We start from the raw sequence: 22,063 nt of genomic DNA, 5'->3' as shown, positions 1-22,063 counted from the left end.
GACTCTAAATAAGATTTTAAATTTCGTCATCAGACAGTTTATTCACCATATCTGATACATCTTGAGGCGCGAGTAATTCAAAGCAATCAAGTTTACGCTGCAATTGTTCAATATTAGACATTTGCTCGTTTGACGAACGACCCAAACTTGGGCGCTCTAATGATTGATGATAAGTTCTAAGCAACCATTGATGTTTATTTTGCAGTAAATGATCGAGTTTTAATAGTTCTGTCGACACACCTGGATGAATTTTGCCCGACTCCCCTTTTAAATACTCCCGTAAATCTCGACGCACTTGCTCTAACTCACTAATATGAACCGCCAACATTGAAGACGGTTCATCATAGTCAAATTTACGCCCTAATATTGCTTTTGCCATCACCAGCGCATGAGGTTCACTTAAAATACGTAAGTCTTGTTCAAGGGATATTAATTCAAATCGTGCATTTTTCTCCAGGCTAAAATAAACGCTTTGGTCTGGCTGAATATTTAGGGTTAACCCTTTTCTCAACTGATCGATACACACTCTTGGCGCAATACCCATCATTGGATATAAACGAAAGCCTTGGCCAATCAATCTTACTTGATCAAATTTTTCAACAATTTGCAGGCTGCTCTCATACACTAAGCTAATAAAAGGTTGGTGACGAGTAATCAAAGTGGCTTCGGTTGCACTGACCTGGCTAATGACGAACTCAATTAATGGGTTGCTCATTGCCGACAACACCAACAAATCACTCACAGAGTCTAATAAACGCAGCGTTAATAACGTGGGTTGTTTAATTTCACTGACAATCGGTTGAGTAAATATATGTTGATGCATTCAATATCCTTTTATATCTATACCACTTATATTAGATGTCTTACTTAGATTAGCTGTATCACTTATTATATGAATTATCTTACTTGTTAGTGACCAAATTGTAACTAGCAACGCTATTAAGTTCATAGTGAAAGTTTCAAACATTAACGTCATTATCAATTTGACGCGCATAAATGTTAATATGCAGATAATCGCGAAAAGGATCTTAACTTATTATGGCTAATGCAATTCAACCAACACTATTTTGGCACGATTATGAAACCTTTGGCGCAAACCCAGCAAAAGACCGGCCGTCACAATTTGCAGGGATCCGTACCGATTTAGCATTAAATATTATTGGTGAGCCCGAAACGTTTTACTGTAAACAGGCCCCAGATTACCTACCGTCACCCGAAGCTATTTTAATTACCGGCATCACCCCGCAGTTGGCCAACATGAAAGGCGTACCTGAAGCCGAGTTTATGCGCCGCATCAACAACTTATTTAGCCAACCTAATACCTGTGTTGTCGGCTATAACTCATTACGGTTTGATGATGAAGTCAGCCGTTATGGTTTCTATCGTAACTTTATTGACCCTTACGGCCGGGAATGGCAAAACGGTAATTCTCGCTGGGACATTATCGATTTAGTCAGAGCCTGTTACGCCTTTAGACCTGAAGGAATTAATTGGCCTTTAAAAGAAGATGGTACGCCTAGCTTTAAGTTAGAGCTGTTAACGCAAGCCAATGGCCTAAGTCATGAAAAAGCCCATGACGCAATGTCTGATGTGTACGCCACCATCGCCATGGCGAAGCTTATCAAAGAAAAACAGCCTAAATTATATGACTATTATTTCAATTTACGCCGTAAACAAGCTGTAGCAGATCATATTGATGTATTAAAAATGCAACCATTAGTGCATGTTAGCTCAAAAATTAGCGCGGCACAGGGGTGTACAACCTTAATTGCGCCTGTGGCTTACCACCCGACTAACAAAAACGCCGTGATTTGCATCAATTTAGCAATGGACATTTCACCGCTGCTTGAGTTAACGGCTCAAGAAATCAGCGACCGTATGTATACACCCCGCCATGAATTAGCCGAAAATGAACTGGCCATTGCGCTAAAACAAATCCATTTAAATAAATGCCCTTTCATTGGATCTGCAAAATTACTTGACGACGAGGTAGCCGCAAAATTACAGTTTGATAAAGACTTTGCTCGCGAGCAATATAAACGCTTAAAAAGTCACCCAGAAATCCGAGAGAAAATTAACCAAGTATTTGAATTAGAATCAGATCGCAAACCAATTACCGATCCGGATCTTATGTTATACAGTGGTGGATTTTTTAGCCATGCAGACAAAACCAAAATGGACATCATATGCCACACAGAGCCGCGTAACTTAGCCGCTTTAGAATTACAATTTGATGACCCTCGGATTAATGAAATGCTATTTCGTTTTCGGGCTCGTAATTACCCGGAAACATTATCCGACAATGAAAGCCGCCGCTGGCGTGAGTTTTGCCATCAACGCTTATCAGATGCCGATTATGTGATTAATCTCGAAAACTTGGCCGAAGAAACCAGCGAGAATGAACACAAACAAAAGTTACTCAAAGCCCTATATCAATACTTACAGTCATTATAGTGAATCATCACTTTGCCCAGTTATTTCATTTAAGGATTAAGGGAATGCAAAATCGATTTTTAGACAGCATAACAATGCTAGACAAACCATTAGCTACAGCATTAGCACCATTATTACATGACCAATTTTGTGGTCACATTGATGCTAATCAATTTGCTATGCTTGTAGAAGCCAGTGGTAAAAAAGAAGAGCAAGTGTTAATGGAGCTATTGCCTATTGCTGCAGCACTAGCCAATCCTCCAATTAGTGAGTTTTATGTCGGTGCAATCGCCAAAGGTAAAAGTGGCGACTTATATATGGGGGCCAACCTTGAGTTACCCGGTGAAGCGTTATTTCACAGTGTTCACGCTGAACAAAGCGCCATTAGTCATGCATGGTTGAGTGGCGAAACAGAAATTTTGGATATAATTGTTAATTACAGCCCCTGTGGTCATTGTCGCCAATTTATGAATGAATTGTTCAACGGCAGTAACATTAAGATCCATCTGCCACAGCAAGACACTCATGCCTTATCGTATTATTTACCTTATGGTTTTAGTCCTGCTGACTTAAATGTCACTATGCCATTACTGTGCAAACGTGAAAAAGAATTTAGCCTAAACTCTGACGACCCAATGATCATTGAAGCGTTAGATCAAGCAGGCTTAAGCTACGCGCCCTACACCAACAGTAACGCTGCAGTCGTGCTTGAAACCATAGACGGAGCAACATTCTGTGGCCGTTATGCAGAAAACGCTGCATTTAACCCATCAATGCAACCGATGCAAATGGCGTTGTCGAATTTGATTAGACACAACCGTCAATACAGCGAAATTAAACGTGCTGTATTGGTGGAGTCTTCTGAGGGGAAAATTAGCTTAGTGGGCGCAACTATGGATGCATTACATGCGATTGCAGCCATTGAATTAGAGCACATTGTTGTTGAGCCTATTCCAGCTTAATACATTCACAATATACTTAAAGGGCGCTTAATTGCGCCTTTTTTATTGTTTTTTGAAAGGGTAGTATCACACAAGACAGTAGGCTTCGTCAGTGCCAAAGTGCAGAGCCAGGTCTTAATAGAAACCATCTTTACATTAAGCCTAATTAATTATCTTTTAGGGTTTCGTCAATCACAGTATTTACATGCTAAGCTCATCAATACTTAGCCATTTTTAATATTGTTACAGCGGTAAAAAGCGAGTCACTATTGCGCATATTCACCATCAAACGGATTATGGTTTTTATACTGTTATGCACAGTAGGTCTAGTGTGGGCAATAATCGAACACGCTAAACCCCTTACCGTTAAACTACTTAATAATTTACTGGCCGATAACCACATTGAAGTGCTTAACTTTGATGCTGAATATGTCTCATTAAATCATATCCGGATTCCAAGGCTTATTCTGAAAATTGAAGACAGCCATATTGCCGTTCAAGAGTTTAATCTTGAACTGCGTGACAGTATTCAAATGCTAAGAAATCAACAGTTCAATGCCGATGACATTGTCAGCATTGACACCCAAAGCGTGTATGTTGATTTAGGTGAAAGCTTTTTTATTCGCCAATCGCAGCAAACCGAAGAGTCCCCGACGACATTGTCATTAAACCTCACTAAGTTACCTACAGTAAACTTAGGACAAATAGACATTAGATTACCCGCGCTAAATGATAACCTAGCAACGAAACACCGTTTAGCCATGGATAATTTAACCTTGTCTAAAGCCGGTGAACTCGATACTTTATGGCGTTTTGATGATTACCCGCTGTTCAGCGTCAATGCAACCTTGGGTAAACAAGCATGGGAGTTTGATACTCAAGTTGATTTAGGCCTGAGTTATCAGGGGCTTGAGTCTTTGCAGCAATATTTAAATGTGCTTAATGACACTCAATTTAGCTCACCGCAAAATGAGCCGAACAATAACCCTAATTTATTAAAAGGGTTGCACTCGCAATTGTCAGCTATTTTACAGCCGATTAACGAGCAACAATTAACCATTGAGGGGCAATGGCGCGCACACACGACCCTCGATTTAGTCAGTGCAACCCTGAGTAGCCAACAATCAATTAGTGACTTTTCATTACGTTCAGCACGTTGGCCGAGTGTGTATTTCGCCCCAAAAAATCCCATCAATTTTATGCTCGCCATGAACCAATTCCCTGTGCGCGATCTCTTTGCTGCAAACGATACCCAAGCTGAAACCTCAACATTTTTAGGATTAACAGTAAACCTTGCGCCTTTTGAATATCAGTTAGCGCCCAATAAAGCAGATTTTGAGCAATTCATCGATTTACTGGTAAAAGACACATCAACTCATGCGCAAATAGACAATGTATTGGCGCAGCTGTCCCCTGCCAATAAACAGCCACAATTATCCATTAATGTGCCAGAGCCCATTGAAGTGCGTTTGCCATTAAATAATAACGCTATCGCACCGTCAGTGAGTATACCCAAAATACGTTTAGCACTTGATGGGCATCATTTACAAAGCTTACTCACATTGCATCATCTGCAAGCAAATACCAACCAGCAATGGCGCAGCCAGTTTGAATGGAATATTGAATTAAACTCGACAAAAATCGATAACAACACCCCAGCATTTGACTTAACATCTTGGATGCCCGAACTCGAAATTGAACAATTTAGCCTAGAAAAAGCAGCACTCAACTTAAACGGTGGAATGAATACGCCCCAAGCCGACAGCATTGCTATCAGCATTAACCCCAGCTCAACGCTCGCCCTTGATAAAATCATTTACTCTGATCAACAAGGCGACAAAAGCACTCATAAAATTCAAAAAAATATCGGCGTACAATTAGCTCATTTAACGCTTAGCCTTGGCCAGAGTTCAACAATAAACTTACAGCAAAATATTGAAATCAATTTGGCGCCTTTCTCACTGGTTGCCCGTGAATTTATAGGCCAGCAACTCGTCAATCAAACAGGTGTAAAATCGGTTACCACATACGCAACGGCCAAAAATGCCAGTATTAACGTTGAACAACCAACCTTATTGTCCATTAATGACCAAGAAACGGCAGCGCAAGCACTGCAGCGGTGGTTGCAATCCCCTGCCACCAATAATGTCACCTGGAAAATAAACCAACTCGATGCCGCTAAACAAATTGGTAAAAACCGTAAACAACCGCTTGTCGCACTCAATAACGTCACAGTCAATCAAGCACTCAATTTATCAAAAGGCTTGCTCGTTGGCAGTGAACAATGGCAATTAGATACCCTAGCCCTGAGCAGCTATCATTTACTAAAATTCGCTGATGAAAAAAGTCCGTTGTCGCTCGCGGGGCAATGGACATTTGATTCAGATATCGACACCGCACTTGCCACCCTAAGAAAAGTCCAACCATTGCCAACAAACTTTAGCCTACACGGCCACAGTCGTTTAATCGCTGGGTTTGCCTTAAGTGAACTGAATAATGCCAGCCAGTTCGAAATGAAAATTCAGCAACAGTTGTCATCCTTAAGCGGTCGCTTAGCAGACAAATCTTTTATCGGTGGTGATGTTTTTGCTCAATGCCAATTTAACTGGCAGCAGCAATATGACAAACCCGGTACCCCAATAGCCGATCAGCATTTTCCCCAAAGCAAATTAGTGTGTCCGCAAACCGCTATCAGTGTAGAAAAAGCCAATGTTGGTATTTTGCTCACTAACCTCAACATGAACGCCAATATTGAGTTAAATAAAGACGGGAACAAAGTGCCGACCAACTGGTTGCAACAATTTACCGGATTAAGTGAAACCAATGTCAGCTTAACGGCCAGTGGAGACATGCTCGATGGGCGCTTTTTATTACCTGAGTTTGTGCTAAAACTGCACGAAAAATCGCACGGTTATATGTTACTGCAAGGGTTAAGCTTAGCCACATTGTTAGAAGAACAACCTCAAGTGGGCGTAAAAGCCAGTGGCATATTTGATGGGGTACTACCGGCAGAGATTGTGGATGGCCAGGTCACGATTGCTGGCGGTAAATTGGCTGCACGCTCGCCAGGGGGCTTAATTGAAGTGGCCGGCAACCCTGCGATGGATCAATTAGCCTTATCACAACCTTATTTAGAATTGGTGTTTACAGCACTGGAACACCTTAACTACACTGAATTAGCCAGCACCTTTGATATGACACCAAATGGAGACGCCTCTATTTATGTGGGTGTTAAAGGCAAAAGCCGTGATATTGAGCGCCCGGTTCACATCAATTACGACCACCAGGAAAATCTGATCCAATTATACAAAAGCACTCAGATTGGCAACCAATTGCAAAACAAAATTGAAACGAAAGTTCAGTAACATAGGCTCTGTAAAATAAGTTCAACAATATAAGTCAAATAAAATCAAAAGGATAACTCTCGTGAAACATTCGTCGCTCTACGTTGTTAGTATCAGTACCCTGCTTGCCTCGTTGGTGATGTCCGCGTGTACACCAACCGTAAAGATTGAGCCACCTGACAAGCCGATTGTCATTAATCTCAATGTCAAAATAGAACATGAAATTAAAATCAAAGTCGATAAAGAGTTAGACACCTTGATTGAAAACGATGAGTTATTTTAGGCGGAGAAACATAATGAAATCTTCATTTGCTATCGTGACCCTTCTTGCCACCAGCATTTTGTGGTGCTCAAATGCTTGGGCTGTGACATTACAACAGGCTAAATCATCAGGATGGGTAGGTGAACAAACTAATGGCTATTTAGGCGTGGTGGTAGATACGCCAGCAACACAACAGTTAGTGCTATCGGTCAATGCTAAACGCAAACAATATTACCAAGCCATAGCTAATCGTAATCATATAACCCTTGATACGGTCGCTAAACTTGCGGCGCAAAAAGCCATTGAAGCTGCTGACTCTGGCCATATAATACAAACGCCGCAAGGAGAATGGTTAACTAAGTAAGCCTCAATTAACGGTTTTCGCTTACGGCGCTATCACCATTGATGGAAGTACCATCAATATTGTTAGGCAATGCCAATATGATATTGGTGCGATATTACATTGTTGCCATTGTCCAGTAATCTAAACGTTTTTGCGGATCAGCAACTAAAGTCTTACACGAGTCTTTATACTCAGCCATTAAACCACGAAGGTTATTCGAACCCGCTAACTTATTTACTTGCGCCTGCTTAGCTGCAGCCACATCTTTTTCAACTTGTTCAGCGCCGCGATATTTGCTGGCAAGTGTTTGCGCATCGCTTGCTGAGGTCTTTAAACGCTCGCCTACCGCCTTCATTTGCGGTGCATTCATGGCGCCGATAGCTTCAGAGCTAATTTGGTAATACGCAGCACATTCAATCAATTCATTAGTAAAGGCTTTTTCGGCTGCATCTTCTGCAAACGACGCCGCGCTGAAACACACAAATGATGAAGCCAAAATCCACATTGCTGGTTTGAACATTCTATTGTCCTCCTTATGTAAAATAGTTTGTTTTGTTAGCGTTTCGTTCGCCAGTACCTAAACAATCAAACTCGTTAGGTCTCTGCTACAGTTTATAAAATTTGAACTCCCGCAGCACAAACCGGTGATAAACACGATACGTATCACATTATCGTATATCAATAGTGACTTAATTGAAAAGTATCACTTACGCCAAACAGTCGCATTTATTGTAAGAGAACGTGGCAATGGTTGCCGTTTATAGCAGGATTGGGGATTTATAGCGCTAAAAAGAAAGTGTTATTAAACACAGATAACGAATGTCAAAACATGATCTGTGTTTAGATATCATAATTATCGATTGTAAATCATAGTCTTGAGACTAGAAACCATGGTTAGCATTACTGACCCTGAACCAACCCGCAATACTATTACGGGTTTTAAACGTTGGACGCACCTCATGGGGAAAGCGTTCGCTTAAAAACAGTACCAGGGCACCCATTTTAGGACTAACCACATCTAAAGGTTGGTCAAGCTCGTCATAGATCACCAGCTCGCCACCGTCACATTCTTGCCAATCAGGATTGAGAAAAAACACGGTCGACAAAATACGGTTTTGACTGCCGTGCAAGGCATCAACATGTTTTTTATAAAACGCGCCAGGTTCATACACAGCATAATGACTTTCGAAGTCAAATAACCCCATGAATAAACGACGATTTAAGCCATCTTTAAGCTGATTCATAATCGATAAATACCCACGATCGGTATGATCTTGATTATCTAACCAACTAATTTTATCCGAGCGAATATCGGTGTTGATTTGTTGTTCAACACCTCGACCAATGGCGGCTTTTTTAAACTTAATATCTTGCTCAGCTTGCATTTTTTCAAGCAAAGCTAAGCTTACATAATCAGGAATGATGTCAGATAAAAGAATGTATCCTTTATCGACTAACGCATCTGCGATCACATCCAGCATTGCTTCACTTACTTGCGAAAGCATACATGCCACATCCAACAGGGAGACTACGCTTTTTACTTTACTTAAGGGCCCAGAAAGGAAGTTAAGAGCCAGATTTTCGAGGGGGCGTCATTAAAAGGTATGATTGCCATACCTCAGTTATTTCGGGCGATTCTATAGAATAAAACCGCCCTAGACAACAATTATTAAAACAAATTAAAATCAATAATTTATAGTTAATTACGACGCGTTAAATTTGACTATGGATCAAGATTGACTGTTTATCATCTGCACTGTCATTACTCTCTGTTGATTCTGCTGTGGCGGCCAAATGACTTTGATGTAACTTTAACGCCAAATATAAATCTGAGCGTATGGTAATACCATCATCTCCCGACACCATATCAGCTTGTTCAAACCAACTAATCAACTGACGTTTTCTGCCAGCCAACACTAAGCTCACGTCGCGTTTACGCAGCAATGCCTCAATGTCGGTCAACATCGCCATGACACTCAAATCTAAATGAGTAAAGCACGGCACCGCATCAATGATTACGCAATCTACAGGCTCAAGTTGATTTTGGCGTGCAAAGCGTTCAAGTAATCTGCGTTTAAAGTAGGTCGAATTAAAATAGGTTAACGGCGAATTAAACCGATAAATAAACACACCGGGAACCGCAACCGCTTTGTCGCTGCCATCAATACTGCGAATAATCCCTTTTACGTCTAGCCCTAATACCTGATCGGTTGGCCGCATTACCGTGCGTAAAAATTGAAATAAGCCAAGTAATACAGCTAAGGTAATCCCTGGGATAACCCCAATAAATAACACCGCAAACAGTGTTGTCAGCGCTAAGTAAAATGCTTGACGATCTCGCAGGCGCAACACCCAAATCGCTTTAAAATCGATAAGATGAATAGAGGCGATAACCAGCACAACCCCTAAGGCTGCGCTGGGAATATATTCAAGTGGCGCAGTTAAAAAAACCGCCACTATGGCTATTAGCACTGCTGCTATAACCGACACCAATTGGGTTTTACCGCCGTTCGAATCATTAACCGCAGTTCGAGAGTCTGCACCACTGACCGCAAAACCTTGCGACAGTGCAGAGGCAATATTGGCGAGGCCTAACGCTTTAAACTCTTTATCCGCGTCAATGTCGTAGCCATTTTTAGCGGCAAAACTGCGCGCTGTGAGCATCATACTCACAAAGCTCACCATCGCTAAGTTCAGTGCAGGCATCACCAGTTCACGGGCAATACCAATATTAAATACAGGCGCTTGAAATGAAGGTAAACCGCCAGCCACAGAGCCAATTACAGCGATATCGTACTCTGTGAGTTTAAATCCCCACACCAACAACGCCCCAACAGCAATAGCAAACATTGACGCTGGCCAGGTGGGTTTAAGGCGCTTCATCACAAAGTAAACCATCACGGTTAATACTGCCATCAACAACGTGGGAATGTGGGTTTGTGATAAGTAACTCGGCGCGCCACCTAAACGTTCTAGTAAGTATTTTTCATCAAAGGTAAAACCAAATATTTTTGAGAACTGGCCAACAATAATGGTCACGGCCACCCCGTTTAATAAGCCCATCAAAATCGGTTTGGAAAGAAAATCTGCTAGTACACCTAATTTAAATCGACTGGCAATTAAACACCAAAAGCCCGTCATCACGGTCATGGTCATCACTAACTGCCAATGCATCAAACTGTCGCCCGCTGCAAGGGGCGTAACCACCGCGGCGATCACCGCACAGGTTGCGGCATCTGGGCCAACAATGAGCTGTTTTGAGGTGCCAAACAAGGCGTAAACCAACATGGGTAATACGCAAGAGTACAAACCAACAGCGGCATTTACCCCAGTTAATTGGGCATAAGCAATGGCCACTGGTAATGCGACTGCAGCAACAGATAAGGCGGCGGTAACATCATCTTTGAGCCAGCTTCTCTCATAACGAGAAAAGGTCTCTAAACCAGGCATAAACGAATACAATCGACTCAGAAACACAGTGACTCCCCCCCATTGACTTTGATAGTTATCATAGTGTTAATTCAAATTAATTACGACATAATAAGTAATGACTCATGGATAAATATTTGTTTGCGATGAAGTAAAAAGAACCAAAGATATCCTCTTAGGCGTTAATAACAAAAACAGTAAAACAAAGCTGTATTAGGTAGAAATGAAAAGTGCAAATGTTGCATTTAATTGAGGCTAACTGTCGCTAGCTTGCTTTGTAAAACTCCTTAACAAATACATCGACAACCGATCCATTAATACATGCTAAACTATGCGCTCTTTTGAGCTGTGAGCCGCTCAAATCTAATTAAGTACACGAGGTTTATGTGGTAACGCCGGTAAAATCAACATCATCAACCGCAGCAGGCATGCCTAATTTGGCAATGTTAATCCCCATGCTGGCAGCGATTGTGGCTATCACCCCTTTAGCAATCGATATGTATTTACCGGCAATGTCAGTGCTGGCACTTGGGTTTGACACCAGTATCACCACGGTTCAGCAGTCGTTAAGTATTTACCTAGCAGGTTATGCCGTTGGCATGCTGACCTTTGGGCCGTTAGCCGACAAAATTGGCCGCCGCCCTTTAGTTATTTTTGGACTTTCAGGTTTTACCCTAATCAGTTTACTTATTGCCTTAAGCGGCAGTATTGAACAGTTTTTGCTGTTGCGATTTGCCCAGGCATTCATTGGCGCTGCGGCTACGGTTGTGGTGCCCGGCTATATCAAAGAAGTTTATGGTGATAACACCGCTAAAGGTATGTCTTATGTCAGCCTAATTATGATGTTAGCGCCATTATTAGCTCCCACCCTCGGCAGCTTAATTATGGAAATAGGTGACTGGCATCTGATATTTTTAAGCCAAAGTTGTTACGCCATTACCTTGTTAGCACTCGTGCTATTTAAATTAAAAATGCCCAGTGATAAAGATGCCGACAGTCGCAGTCAAAAATCTTTTTTTCGGGCTTATTACACCGTATTTTCGCGCAGTGGAGTCAAACTCTACATCACGAGTGGAGTATTAACCTCTTTCGCTTTTTTCTGTTATTTGACCGCTTCGCCGTTTATTTATATGGAAGTGTTTAACTTAGACAAATCATTATTTGCCATTTTATTTAGCACAAACGTGGGCGCATTAATGCTCGCCAATATTGTTAACTCACGAATTGTGGGGCGTTATGGATCTAAACGAATGCTCCATGTTGCCACGTTTTTTGGCTCCCTCGCCGCTTGTGGCTTAATGTTGGTTAACCTATTGGATTTGAGTTATCACTTTACCGTGTTGATGCTAATTCCCTTAATGGGATCACTAGGGGTCATGTCTGTTAACGCCGATGCCATCGTATTATTAAAATTTAAACAAGAAACTGGTACCGCTACAGCGGTAATCGGTACCTTGCGATTTGGCTTTGGTGCAACCGCAGGGCCATTACTAGCCTACTTTTATGATGGCAGCGCTGTCCCCTTTTCGATGTTAATGCTGGGCTCAATACTGTTGGTCGGTGTGTGTCAGTTTTTACAATCTCGTCTACCAAGAACACCCAGTACCTAGGCACCGTCTTACGGTAAAAACAGCTAAAAATATACAATCAGGCCATCAATATTGATGGCCTGATTGTTTTTGATGTGGTGATAAATTGCCCTACCGTATAAATTTAAAAATCACAAACATGAAATGAATTCAACCTCGATAAATATTTAGAGAAAGAGCTTGCAGTAAAAATAAATTTACATAAGATGGAAGTCAGTGATTCTGCTGAGTCACTAATGAACAAGTCATTGAATTTAGCTACTGTTAATTTCAATCGTCGGGTTTGAATTACCATTCAAACTTATTTTTTAAAGCGATTACCGTCGTTGTATAACAAGATACTGTTTACCATACGGTAACTTAAAAAGGACTCATTTCATGGAAAAGCTTTCTGGCGCGAGTATGATCGTGCGCTCTCTAATCGATGAAGGCGTAAGCCACATCTTCGGTTATCCCGGTGGTTCAGTTTTAGACATCTATGATTCTCTTCATAAAATTCCCGGCATGGAGCACATTCTTGTGCGCCACGAGCAAGCCGCTGTGCACATGGCAGACGGATATGCTCGTGCTACGGGTAAAGTGGGTGTCGTACTTGTTACATCTGGCCCAGGCGCAACCAACGCCATTACGGGTATTGCCACCGCTTACATGGATTCAATCCCGTTAGTTGTGTTATCAGGTCAGGTACCGAGTAACCTTATCGGTAATGATGCATTCCAAGAATGCGACATGATTGGTATTTCACGCCCTGTTGTTAAACACAGCTTTTTAGTAAAAGACGCAAAAGATATTCCTGAAATCGTTAAAAAAGCATTTTATATTGCTGCAACAGGCCGTCCTGGCCCTGTGGTTATCGATATTCCTAAAGATTGCCTAAGCCCAGATGTGCTTCATGATTATGTGTATCCAAAAACCGTTAAAATGCGTTCTTATAACCCGACCACTACCGGGCATAAAGGCCAGATTCGTCGAGGATTACAAGCCTTATTAGCTGCCAAAAAACCTGTTTTATATGTGGGTGGCGGCGCGGTGATATCGGGGTGTGACGCACAAATTCTAAAACTAGCAGAGCGCTTGAACATTCCTGTGATCAGTACGTTGATGGGCCTTGGCGCGTTTCCTGGTACTCATTCACAAAGCTTAGGCATGCTGGGTATGCACGGTCAGTATGAAGCCAATATGGCAATGCATAACACCGATTTAATTTTCGGCATTGGGGTTCGTTTTGACGACCGTACCACCAACAATGTTGATAAATACTGCCCTAACGCGACCATTTTACACATCGACATTGACCCTTCTTCAATTTCTAAAACGGTTCGTGTCGATATCCCTATTGTCGGTTCTGCCGATAATATTCTAGACAGCATGTTAGCGCTATTAGACGAGAGCGGCGATAGTAATGACGCTGAAGCGCTAAACCACTGGTGGCGTGATGTTGAAATTTGGCGCTCACGTAAGAGCCTTGAATTTGATCGCACTAGCGACCGCATTAAACCGCAACAAGTGATTGAAACACTGCATAAGCTGACCAATGGTGATGCCTATGTAGCCTCCGATGTCGGCCAGCATCAAATGTTTGCCGCCCTGTATTATCCATTTGATAAGCCACGCCGTTGGATTAACTCTGGTGGTCTAGGCACCATGGGCTTTGGTTTACCTGCGGCTATGGGCGTTAAGATGGCATTTCCTGAAGAAACCGTAGTGTGTGTAACCGGTGACGGTTCAATTCAGATGAATATTCAAGAGCTATCAACCGCATTACAATATGACACTCCAGTAAAAATCATTAACTTAAACAATCGTTTTCTTGGCATGGTTAAGCAATGGCAAGACATGATTTACTCAGGTCGCCATTCACAATCTTATATGGATTCTGTGCCTAACTTTGCCAAAATCGCTGAAGCTTATGGCCATGTCGGCATGAACATCAATCATCCCGATGAGCTTGAGTCAAAACTGGCTGAAGCCTTAGCAATGAAAGATAAGTTAGTGTTTGTGGACATCAGCGTAGACGAAACTGAACACGTTTACCCTATGCTCATCCGCGGCGGCGCGATGAACGAAATGTGGTTAAGCAAAACGGAGAAAAGCTAATGCGTCGTATTATTTCTGTATTACTTGAAAACCAACCAGGCGCATTGTCACGAGTTGTGGGTCTGTTTTCTCAGCGCGGTTATAACATTGAAAGCTTAACCGTGGCCCCCACTGAAGACACAACGCTTTCAAGACTTAACATAACCGTGATTGCCGATGAAACCGTGCTAGAACAAATCGAAAAACAATTACATAAGCTTATTGATATTTTAAAAGTGGCTAACATCACTGAAGCGGCGCACATTGAGCGAGAAATCGCATTAGTGAAAGTGAAAGCTCAAGGTGAACAACGCGAAGAAGTGAAACGCATCACGGATATTTTCCGCGGTCAGATTGTCGATGTTACAACCCATTTGTATACCATTCAAATGGTGGGAACCAGCGACAAAATCGACGCGTTTATTCATGCATTAGGCGACATGACCAAAGTGATAGAAACGTCTCGTTCTGGTGTTGTCGGATTAGCTCGCGGCGAAAAAGCAATGAAAGCCTAATCGTTAAACCGAACAAATAAAAACCGCCGAGTGTAATGTCTAGGCGGTTTTTTTATGACTGTTTTTAAATCATCATAACGTCGGGTTTTTAGCGGTCCAGGCTTTGTTGCCCAGCGGTTCGCACGTCTTGCCTGTTCAATATCAATAACGCAGCAAAAACGCGTGTAAAACTTGCCCTTTGGGAGTTTCACCGTATTCTCCTGATTATTAAATCAAGAGCGTTGTTGCGCTAATTTATAAGGTACCTACATTACCGCATCAACGCGCTTAGTATTGAAAACACGGTGAAGCTCTGAAACACGTATCTTCAAGTTGACTCGGTATATACCCTTACACCATAGGTTTAGCCTCAACGATATATCGGTATTCAGCATTACCTGCAAGCTGATCAAATGGATAGCAGGTAATTAAGGTTAATTGGCTGTTTTCAGTTTGATCGAGTATTTCGGTTGCGGTTTCATGTACTACTTGCGTCGCAGTAATTTGATATACCTGTAACTTTCCCGTGGTACTGTAAAGCTCAATCATGTCGCCGACATTAACATACTGTAAGCGCATAAAATGGCTGTCGCGGTGTCCGGCAATAATCATATTGCCCTGCTCGCCAACACCTGCGCCAGCTAACATCAAACTTGGCCCAAAGGCAAGATTACGACCTGAAGCGCCAGCAAGCACATATAAATCCTGACCTAATGGCTGCACCCCTTGTGCATTGTGTTGCAATAAGCGCATTTTGGCGACTGGGTGCGTGTCAGCCCAAGACCAGGGCTTATGTGGCTGATTATCCACCAGCGTTTGTTCAAACGCACGCTCAATTAAAAACTGGGCAAAATGGGCTTTAGCTTGCATATATCCTCCTTGAACAATGAGCCCAAGGCCCACCAGTATTATCAGCGCCATAATCCATAAATGTGTTTTGGTATATACAGATGGCTTCATTAAGTAACTCCTTAGGCATTGGCTTCAAGCACCAATACCTGACCAGGCAAGCGTTGGCGCAACCACAAATAGTGCAAAATGCCCAAGCCTAATAAACTAAATCCAATCAATAACCATAAGCGACTTGAGGTGGCTGTTTGCGGTAAAATTTGTGCCTGATTGCCCACTTGTAACCCGTGGGGTAAATGAGATTGCACATTGGCATCAATGGTTTTATCACTCATTGGGTTTACGGGCGTCACATCAACCGCCACTAAACTGGTTTGGCTGGTGACCAGGTGATACTGCATGCCTAAGGCTTCAACCTGCTTATTGACTCTTGGACCGCTGGCGGCATTTTTATATAATTCAAGTGCGGTAATTTGCGCATTTGCCCACAATAAATCGATGCCTCTTGCCGGTTTATTGTCAGTAAAATCGAGTTGTTGCTGCCAGTATTGGCCATTGATATTGCCAGACACGATGATCGGCTGTTGCAATTGACTGGACGATTTAATGCTGACCCATAGCGGTTCGTTTTGATATAAATCACTAATGGTTGATGGCCAGTAATCGGGCACGCTGCCATCGAGGTAATACAAGCCAATATTGGTTAATACAGGTTGTTCTATTTTAGCCAGTAGTTGCTCAACCTTATCTTTGACCTCAGATTGCTTACCAATATAGGTAAAAGTGCCACGGCCCATGGTCGCTGCGCGGCGCATAAAGTCAGAATTAGGCGCTGACCCAATACCAACAGTAAATAAACGGCTATCACCTAGCTGATCACTAATTAATTGATACAATTGTTGCTCATTGCCTACCGCGCCATCGGTCATAAATATCACCTGGCGTAACATAGATTCACCCCGCACATTAACCGCATCGGCCTGAAGAGTATCAACCAAAGCAGCGGTAATCGCTGGTGCCATTTCGGTGCCACCATTAGCCTCAAGTGACGCAATAAAACGATTAGCAGAGCCCAAATTACGGCTAGTGGCATTTAGTGGCACGGGCGATAACATGCTTATTTGTTGGTTAAATTCAATAATATTAAAGGTATCGATATCGCGCAGCCCTGCTATCGCAAATTGCAATGCTTGCTTGGCTTGTACAATCGATTGGCCAGACATAGAACCTGAGGTATCAATGACTAAAATTAATTCACGACCAATTAAATGTTGCTCGCTGACCTCAACACTTGGCGGCATAAGCATCACCAATGAGTACACGCTTTGATCTCCCGCGGTAGTGGTTATATTGTCATTTGAGTTAACCGCTATAGTATGGGTTTTACCGGTTTGATAAAACGTCGCAGCTTGCGGCAATGCACCAACATCTGCCTGCCATTGCAATACAAAGTCGCGGTCGGCTATTTGCTTACCGTTAAAGCTCACTGTGTAACGCTGGCCATTCACACTTTGTTTAATAGGGTGGTATAAACTGTCGAGTGAGTTGAGGGTAAAACCTGCATCAATATTGACCTTCATGCTGACATTAATCCCCTGAGCACTGCTGATTTCACTCAGTTGATTAGGAATAATTGTTGGGTCGATATACGCAATCGCCATTGCCTGCTTATCTTTGTCGCTGCTTTGCTCAGGGTGATAACGCGGAGTAATAGCCATGGGAAAGCGCAGACTAAATAAGCCATCACTAAACTCAACCGTTTGTTGGTAACTTAACTCCACAACCAGTTGATCATGCGGGCCTAAGTTAGCCACTTCAGAGGTAAAAATATTGCGGCGCTGTTGTTGTAATAAGCTGGCTTGTTTACCCTGTTTTTTGGCGGTTTCAAAGGTTTTTACCGCTTGTTTTTTAGGTTGAATTTGCCCTGCGATAATCTTGGCACCAATACGCAGTTGCATGCTATCTACTGCGGCATTTTCAGGTAACGGAAAAACATAACGTCCATTGAGCCACTGATCTGAATCATTAATAAACACTTGCTTAACGGTGACCCGGTTAAGTAAGCCTGACACATCCATACTCACTTGCGTATCCATTGCAAAGGCTTGTATCACTTGATCTTTAGCAAAATACACTAAGGTACCTTGAGTAATGTGATCGTCTGTCATAGCTGATGGTGACGCTTGCACTGAAGTCGACAACATCAACAATAGCAACACACTCACAAACCCATTTTTATGGTCCAAACGTACGGGTAAAAACGAAAACCGAAATAACCAAAACATAGCAGCTCCTTACCCTATTACGTTGATGCTGCCATCTGGCGTAACAGGGTAACTGTTTAACAAATCATAAAAGAAGTAACGAGAAATTAGTTTGCTGCGAGTTCGGCATCAGATGACATTAAGGTCAACGTCACACGGCGGTCGAAAAAGTCATTTTCATGATTTTGCTCTGTGTGTAATGGTAATGTCGCGCCGTAGGCTTGGCCGTGTAAGCGTTGTTTATCAATACCCTGGTTGACTAGATATTGGCTAACCTCAGCCAAGCGTTGCTCCGATAACGCCTGGTTATATTGGTCGTCACCACGGCGGTCGGCATAGCCCGTTAAATCAATGGTCAATTCTGGCGATAGGGTCATCATGTATGCCACATTGTCTAACTGCTGTTTAAATAAAGGCTCTATTTGACTTGAGCCTGTTTTAAATTGCACGTTCATACCAATAGTGAGTTCATTGAGGGTTTGCTGCTGGTTAGCGTGTAGCTCTGCGAGGTTAGTTTGTAATTCATAATACTTCTCAGACACCTGCACTAACTCTTGTTGTTGCAGATCCATTGCAATGAGTTGCTGCTGCGTTTCGACCAATTCATACTCTTGTTTTACGAGTTGTTGGTTTTTATCGGCAATCTCAGCTTCATCGGCGACTGTTTTACCAATAATCGTGCCAGTGAACGCCCCAATGATGGCGCCAACCGGGCCTGCGACAACGGCACCAAGTAAAATACCCGAGCTTAAGCCGACTAACTCTTCAGTATGTTCACGTTCATTTTGTGGCTCAACGGCTGTAGCCCAAGCTGTGTGTGGTAATAAAATTGCGCTGATAACAGTGGCGGCGATAAGTTGCTTTTTCATAATGAGTCCCTTTTTAGCAATGATGTGTAAAGTGAAAGTCATTGAGTTAACGTGCAACCAAATAACTTTATGCCGTTATTAAACAAAATATAAATGGCTTTATTGGGGAGCAAAAATGGCAATGTGGCGATCAAATGTGGCAACAATATGGCAATTGGCTGTGGCGGCTTTTTTGGTGGATAAAATCCTGTATAGTCAGCAGGGTATCCATTTATATCCCTATTAATTGAAGTCACGCCATGAAACGAATTGCCATTGTTGAAGACGAAGCGGCTATCCGCGAAAACTACAAAGATGTACTGCAACAACAAGGTTATAGCGTCCAAGCCTATGCTAATCGCCCTGCGGCTATGCTGGCCTTTAATGCCCGCCTGCCCGACTTAGCCATTATTGATATTGGTTTAGAGCATGAAATTGATGGTGGATTTACCCTGTGCCAGTCACTCCGGGCAATGTCGAGCAGTTTACCGATCATCTTTTTAACGGCACGCGACAGTGATTTTGATACGGTCTGTGGCTTGCGTTTAGGCGCCGATGATTACTTAACCAAAGATGTGAGTTTCCCGCATTTACTCGCACGGATTGCGGCATTATTTCGCCGTTCAGAGCTGATTGGATCAAGCCCTGTAGAAGACAACTTACTCGAGCGCGGCCATTTAACCATTGATGGCAACCGCATTCAGGTGTATTGGAAAACCCAGCCTATTGAGCTCACCGTTACCGAGTTTTGGATGGTCCATGCCATGGCCAAGCACCCGGGGCATGTGCGCAGTCGTCAAGATTTAATGCAAGAAGCCAAAATATATGTCGACGACAGTACGATTACCTCCCACGTTAAACGAATTCGTAAAAAGTTTATTGCCATCGATAATGACTTTGATTGTATCGACACGGTTTATGGCATGGGCTACCGCTGGGACAACATTTAATTGATGTATTTACCTTTAGGGCTGCGGGCCAAAGTTGTTATCTTGTCATTATTTTTACTCTGCCTGCCCTGGCTTGGGTACGAATATGTGTGGGAAATGGAAAAGTACCTGCGTCATGGCCAAGAAAAAACCCTTGAGGGCACGACCCAAGCACTCGCAACCGCCTTACATGAGCGGCCAAAACTGTTCGATAATCAAGCCAGTTTTTTAAATCAAGTTGAAAAAGGCCGCGACTTATACGCCTACCCCATTGCAGGCCCTATTCAGTTAGACGGCAAATTAGCAGATTGGCATTTATACCAACATCGCACATTAAATTACGCTGATAACCACCTGATTTATCAACGTAATGAAGCCGAACCTATCAATATCAGCTTTACCCACATGGTGGGGAAATACGGTGGTTATTTGTATGGTTACTTCCAGGTAAAAGACCCTGAAGTGGTGTTTCGTAGTCGTAAAAGTTTACGGGTCGACAGAAACGATCATTTGGTGATGGCCACCCAAGCGCCAGACGGTCAATTTAGGCGTTATATTATTGCTAATACCAAAAGCGGTTGGCTCAGTGCCTTTGAACTACCCGGCGATCCCACTCAATCAACGCCTGTCGAACCTGAGTCGCGGATTCAGGGACAGTGGCTCAAAACAGACCAGGGTTACAATATAGAATTCAGACTGCCACTCACCATGGTGGGCAGTAAATTGGGCTTTGCCATTCATAACGTTAACGATACCAATAATCGTCAACTGGTTAATGTGATTGGCACTTCTGCCACCGACTCCGTTGCCAGTTTAGGTACGGTATTAGTGCCCTCGCCAGAAATCGAAAGCATTATTAAAGGCATGAGCCACAACAGCTCGCGTATTTGGGTGGTCGATAATCATGGCCGCGTATTAGCAAAATCGGGCGATATTCGCAGCTCATCAAACACCTGGGCTGACGATTTAACCACCAGCCAAGCCAGTTCATTTTGGCAAGGTATTAAGCAAAACTACATATTGCCTTTGTACTACAAAATACTCACTCGGCCACCGCAAGATTTTATCGACTCATTACAAGACTCAACCGAGCTGACCGGTAGCCACATTGAAAAAGCCTTAAGCGGTAAACAAGGTTCAACCTGGCGCTTAACCCCAGATAATAAAGCAGTAGTATTAGCCGCAGCCAGCCCCATTTGGATTGACGATAAAGTGATGGGCGTTGTCATTGCCGAAGAAACCACTCACGGTATTCGTAGTTTGCGTAACCGTGCACTGGAAAAGCTGTTCAACGTTATTTTGACCATTATGAGCATGGGCACGCTGGCACTGTTTATTTTTGCATCGAGTATTTCAAGCCGTATACGCAGTTTGCGCGACCAAGCCGAATTGGCCATCGATAGTCAGGGGCGTGTACGCCAGCAAATTGTGGCGTCTAAAAACCGTGATGAAATTGGCGATTTGTCACGCAGCTTTTCAAGTATTGTCAGTCGCCTAGGTCAATACACCCATTATCTTGAAAACATGTCTTCCCGCTTGTCACACGAGTTACGCACACCTGTCGCTGTGGTGCGCAGCTCCCTTGAACATTTAGGGTTGCAGCAACTTGACGACCAATCGCAAAAATACGTTAATCGCGCCCAGGAAGGGGTCAATCGTCTGCATTTAATCTTAAACAATTTAAGTGAAGCGACACGATTAGAAGCCAGTTTAACCCAGGCAGAAAGTTGTCGTTTTTCGCTTAAAAAAGTGATTAGTGGTTGCATGCAAGGTTATCAAATTACCTTCCCCGAACAGACCTTTAACGTGCATATAGAAGACAAAGCCATGCAATGCCAGGGCGTACCTGAATACATCGCTCAATTAATGGATAAGCTGATTAATAACGCTATCGAATTCAGTGAAAACGGCGCAGCTGTTACCGTCAGCCTCATTCAGTTTAACAAGCAAGCAATACTCAAAGTCAGCAATATTGGGCCATTATTGCCAAAAGACATGAACAGCCAAATTTTTGAGTCTATGGTGTCTATTCGTCCACAAGGTGTTAATGGTAAACCCCATTTGGGCCTAGGGTTATACATTGCCCGCTTAGTCACAGACTTTCATCACGGCAGCATTAAAGCCAGTAACATCACCGAAAACAACATCAGCGGCGTTGAAATCTGCCTGAACTTACCGCTAATTGATGAAAAATAGTCAAGCTTGTCAATTAGGCGCTTTTATTTAAACGACTTGGTGCTAGGATGGCACAACGATTACATC

The 22,063-nt window shown here is 42.8% G+C and carries 17 protein-coding genes; 10 read left to right on the top strand and 7 right to left on the bottom strand.

Features of this window, described 5'->3' with window-relative positions:
* Nucleotides 1–16: 16 nt before the first annotated feature.
* A complete protein-coding gene (locus tag IEY42_RS02180) occupies nucleotides 17–823 on the bottom strand; it encodes a hypothetical protein (protein ID WP_188923737.1) in 807 nt (268 codons plus the stop codon).
* A 215-nt stretch (nucleotides 824–1,038) separates the two neighbouring features.
* On the opposite strand from IEY42_RS02180, the gene sbcB reads away from it, so the two are divergent.
* The 5 genes from sbcB to IEY42_RS02155 all read left to right on the top strand — a co-directional run bounded on the left by sbcB (nucleotide 1,039) and on the right by IEY42_RS02155 (nucleotide 7,344).
* Nucleotides 1,039–2,454, top strand: coding sequence for an exodeoxyribonuclease I (gene sbcB / locus IEY42_RS02175; RefSeq protein ID WP_188923736.1), 1,416 nt, complete (start codon nucleotides 1,039–1,041; stop codon nucleotides 2,452–2,454).
* A gap of 44 nt (nucleotides 2,455–2,498) precedes the next feature.
* A complete protein-coding gene (gene cdd, locus IEY42_RS02170) occupies nucleotides 2,499–3,395 on the top strand; it encodes a cytidine deaminase (RefSeq protein ID WP_188923735.1) in 897 nt (298 codons plus the stop codon).
* Nucleotides 3,396–3,670: 275 nt separating this feature from the next.
* Entirely contained in the window at nucleotides 3,671–6,739 is a 3,069-nt protein-coding gene (locus IEY42_RS02165) for an intermembrane phospholipid transport YdbH family protein (RefSeq protein ID WP_444544466.1), read from the top strand.
* A 61-nt stretch (nucleotides 6,740–6,800) separates the two neighbouring features.
* A complete protein-coding gene (locus IEY42_RS02160) occupies nucleotides 6,801–7,001 on the top strand; it encodes a YnbE family lipoprotein (protein ID WP_373292770.1) in 201 nt (66 codons plus the stop codon).
* Nucleotides 7,002–7,014: 13 nt separating this feature from the next.
* Nucleotides 7,015–7,344 carry a YdbL family probable chaperone protein gene (locus IEY42_RS02155; protein WP_188923733.1) on the top strand — a complete coding sequence of 110 codons (330 nt, stop codon included), beginning with the start codon at nucleotides 7,015–7,017 and terminating at the stop codon, nucleotides 7,342–7,344.
* 94 nt (nucleotides 7,345–7,438) lie between these two features.
* Here IEY42_RS02155 and IEY42_RS02150 read toward each other — a convergent pair whose 3' ends face one another.
* From IEY42_RS02150 to IEY42_RS02140, 3 genes are all read right to left on the bottom strand, one after another.
* A complete protein-coding gene (locus tag IEY42_RS02150; protein ID WP_188919834.1) occupies nucleotides 7,439–7,843 on the bottom strand; it encodes a hypothetical protein in 405 nt (134 codons plus the stop codon).
* Nucleotides 7,844–8,204: 361 nt separating this feature from the next.
* Complete coding sequence (locus IEY42_RS02145) at nucleotides 8,205–8,828, bottom strand: 2OG-Fe(II) oxygenase (protein WP_188923732.1); 624 nt, start codon at nucleotides 8,826–8,828, stop codon at nucleotides 8,205–8,207.
* 208 nt (nucleotides 8,829–9,036) lie between these two features.
* The gene (locus tag IEY42_RS02140) at nucleotides 9,037–10,773 is read right to left on the bottom strand and encodes a SulP family inorganic anion transporter (protein WP_188923829.1); all 1,737 of its coding nucleotides are present in this window, start codon (nucleotides 10,771–10,773) and stop codon (nucleotides 9,037–9,039) included.
* Between the two features lie 407 nt (nucleotides 10,774–11,180).
* Between IEY42_RS02140 and IEY42_RS02135 the strand changes: the two genes are divergently transcribed.
* The 3 genes from IEY42_RS02135 (at nucleotide 11,181) to ilvN (ending at nucleotide 14,932) form a co-directional block, all read left to right on the top strand.
* Nucleotides 11,181–12,362: a multidrug effflux MFS transporter gene (locus IEY42_RS02135; protein WP_188923828.1), complete on the top strand. Its 1,182-nt coding sequence runs from the start codon at nucleotides 11,181–11,183 to the stop codon at nucleotides 12,360–12,362.
* A gap of 357 nt (nucleotides 12,363–12,719) precedes the next feature.
* Nucleotides 12,720–14,438, top strand: a complete 1,719-nt coding sequence (locus IEY42_RS02130) for an acetolactate synthase 3 large subunit (protein WP_188923731.1) — start codon at nucleotides 12,720–12,722, stop codon at nucleotides 14,436–14,438.
* Entirely contained in the window at nucleotides 14,438–14,932 is a 495-nt protein-coding gene (ilvN, locus tag IEY42_RS02125) for an acetolactate synthase small subunit (protein WP_188923730.1), read from the top strand. Before IEY42_RS02130 ends, ilvN begins: the two co-directional genes overlap by 1 nt.
* A 330-nt stretch (nucleotides 14,933–15,262) precedes the next feature.
* Here ilvN and IEY42_RS02120 read toward each other — a convergent pair whose 3' ends face one another.
* The 3 genes from IEY42_RS02120 to pdsO all read right to left on the bottom strand — a co-directional run bounded on the left by IEY42_RS02120 (nucleotide 15,263) and on the right by pdsO (nucleotide 18,893).
* Nucleotides 15,263–15,871: a class GN sortase gene (locus tag IEY42_RS02120; RefSeq protein WP_188923729.1), complete on the bottom strand. Its 609-nt coding sequence runs from the start codon at nucleotides 15,869–15,871 to the stop codon at nucleotides 15,263–15,265.
* Nucleotides 15,872–15,882: 11 nt separating this feature from the next.
* Nucleotides 15,883–18,045 (bottom strand): marine proteobacterial sortase target protein, encoded by a 2,163-nt coding sequence (locus IEY42_RS02115; protein WP_188923728.1) that lies wholly within the window; start codon nucleotides 18,043–18,045, stop codon nucleotides 15,883–15,885.
* Between the two features lie 86 nt (nucleotides 18,046–18,131).
* Nucleotides 18,132–18,893 carry a sortase-associated OmpA-like protein PdsO gene (gene pdsO / locus IEY42_RS02110; protein ID WP_188923727.1) on the bottom strand — a complete coding sequence of 254 codons (762 nt, stop codon included), beginning with the start codon at nucleotides 18,891–18,893 and terminating at the stop codon, nucleotides 18,132–18,134.
* 239 nt (nucleotides 18,894–19,132) lie between these two features.
* Here pdsO and pdsR point away from each other — a divergent pair, with 239 nt between their 5' ends.
* Together pdsR and pdsS are read left to right on the top strand one after the other, a co-directional pair.
* Entirely contained in the window at nucleotides 19,133–19,822 is a 690-nt protein-coding gene (pdsR, locus tag IEY42_RS02105; protein WP_188923726.1) for a proteobacterial dedicated sortase system response regulator, read from the top strand.
* Nucleotides 19,823–19,825: 3 nt separating this feature from the next.
* On the top strand, nucleotides 19,826–21,997 hold the full coding sequence (gene pdsS / locus IEY42_RS02100) for a proteobacterial dedicated sortase system histidine kinase (protein WP_188923827.1): 2,172 nt from the start codon (nucleotides 19,826–19,828) through the stop codon (nucleotides 21,995–21,997).
* The last annotated feature ends 66 nt before the right edge of the window (nucleotides 21,998–22,063 follow it).

The organism is Shewanella algicola (assembly GCF_014648035.1).
GTDB lineage: Bacteria > Pseudomonadota > Gammaproteobacteria > Enterobacterales > Shewanellaceae > Shewanella > Shewanella algicola.
This window is presented reverse-complemented; position numbering and strand designations above follow the sequence as displayed.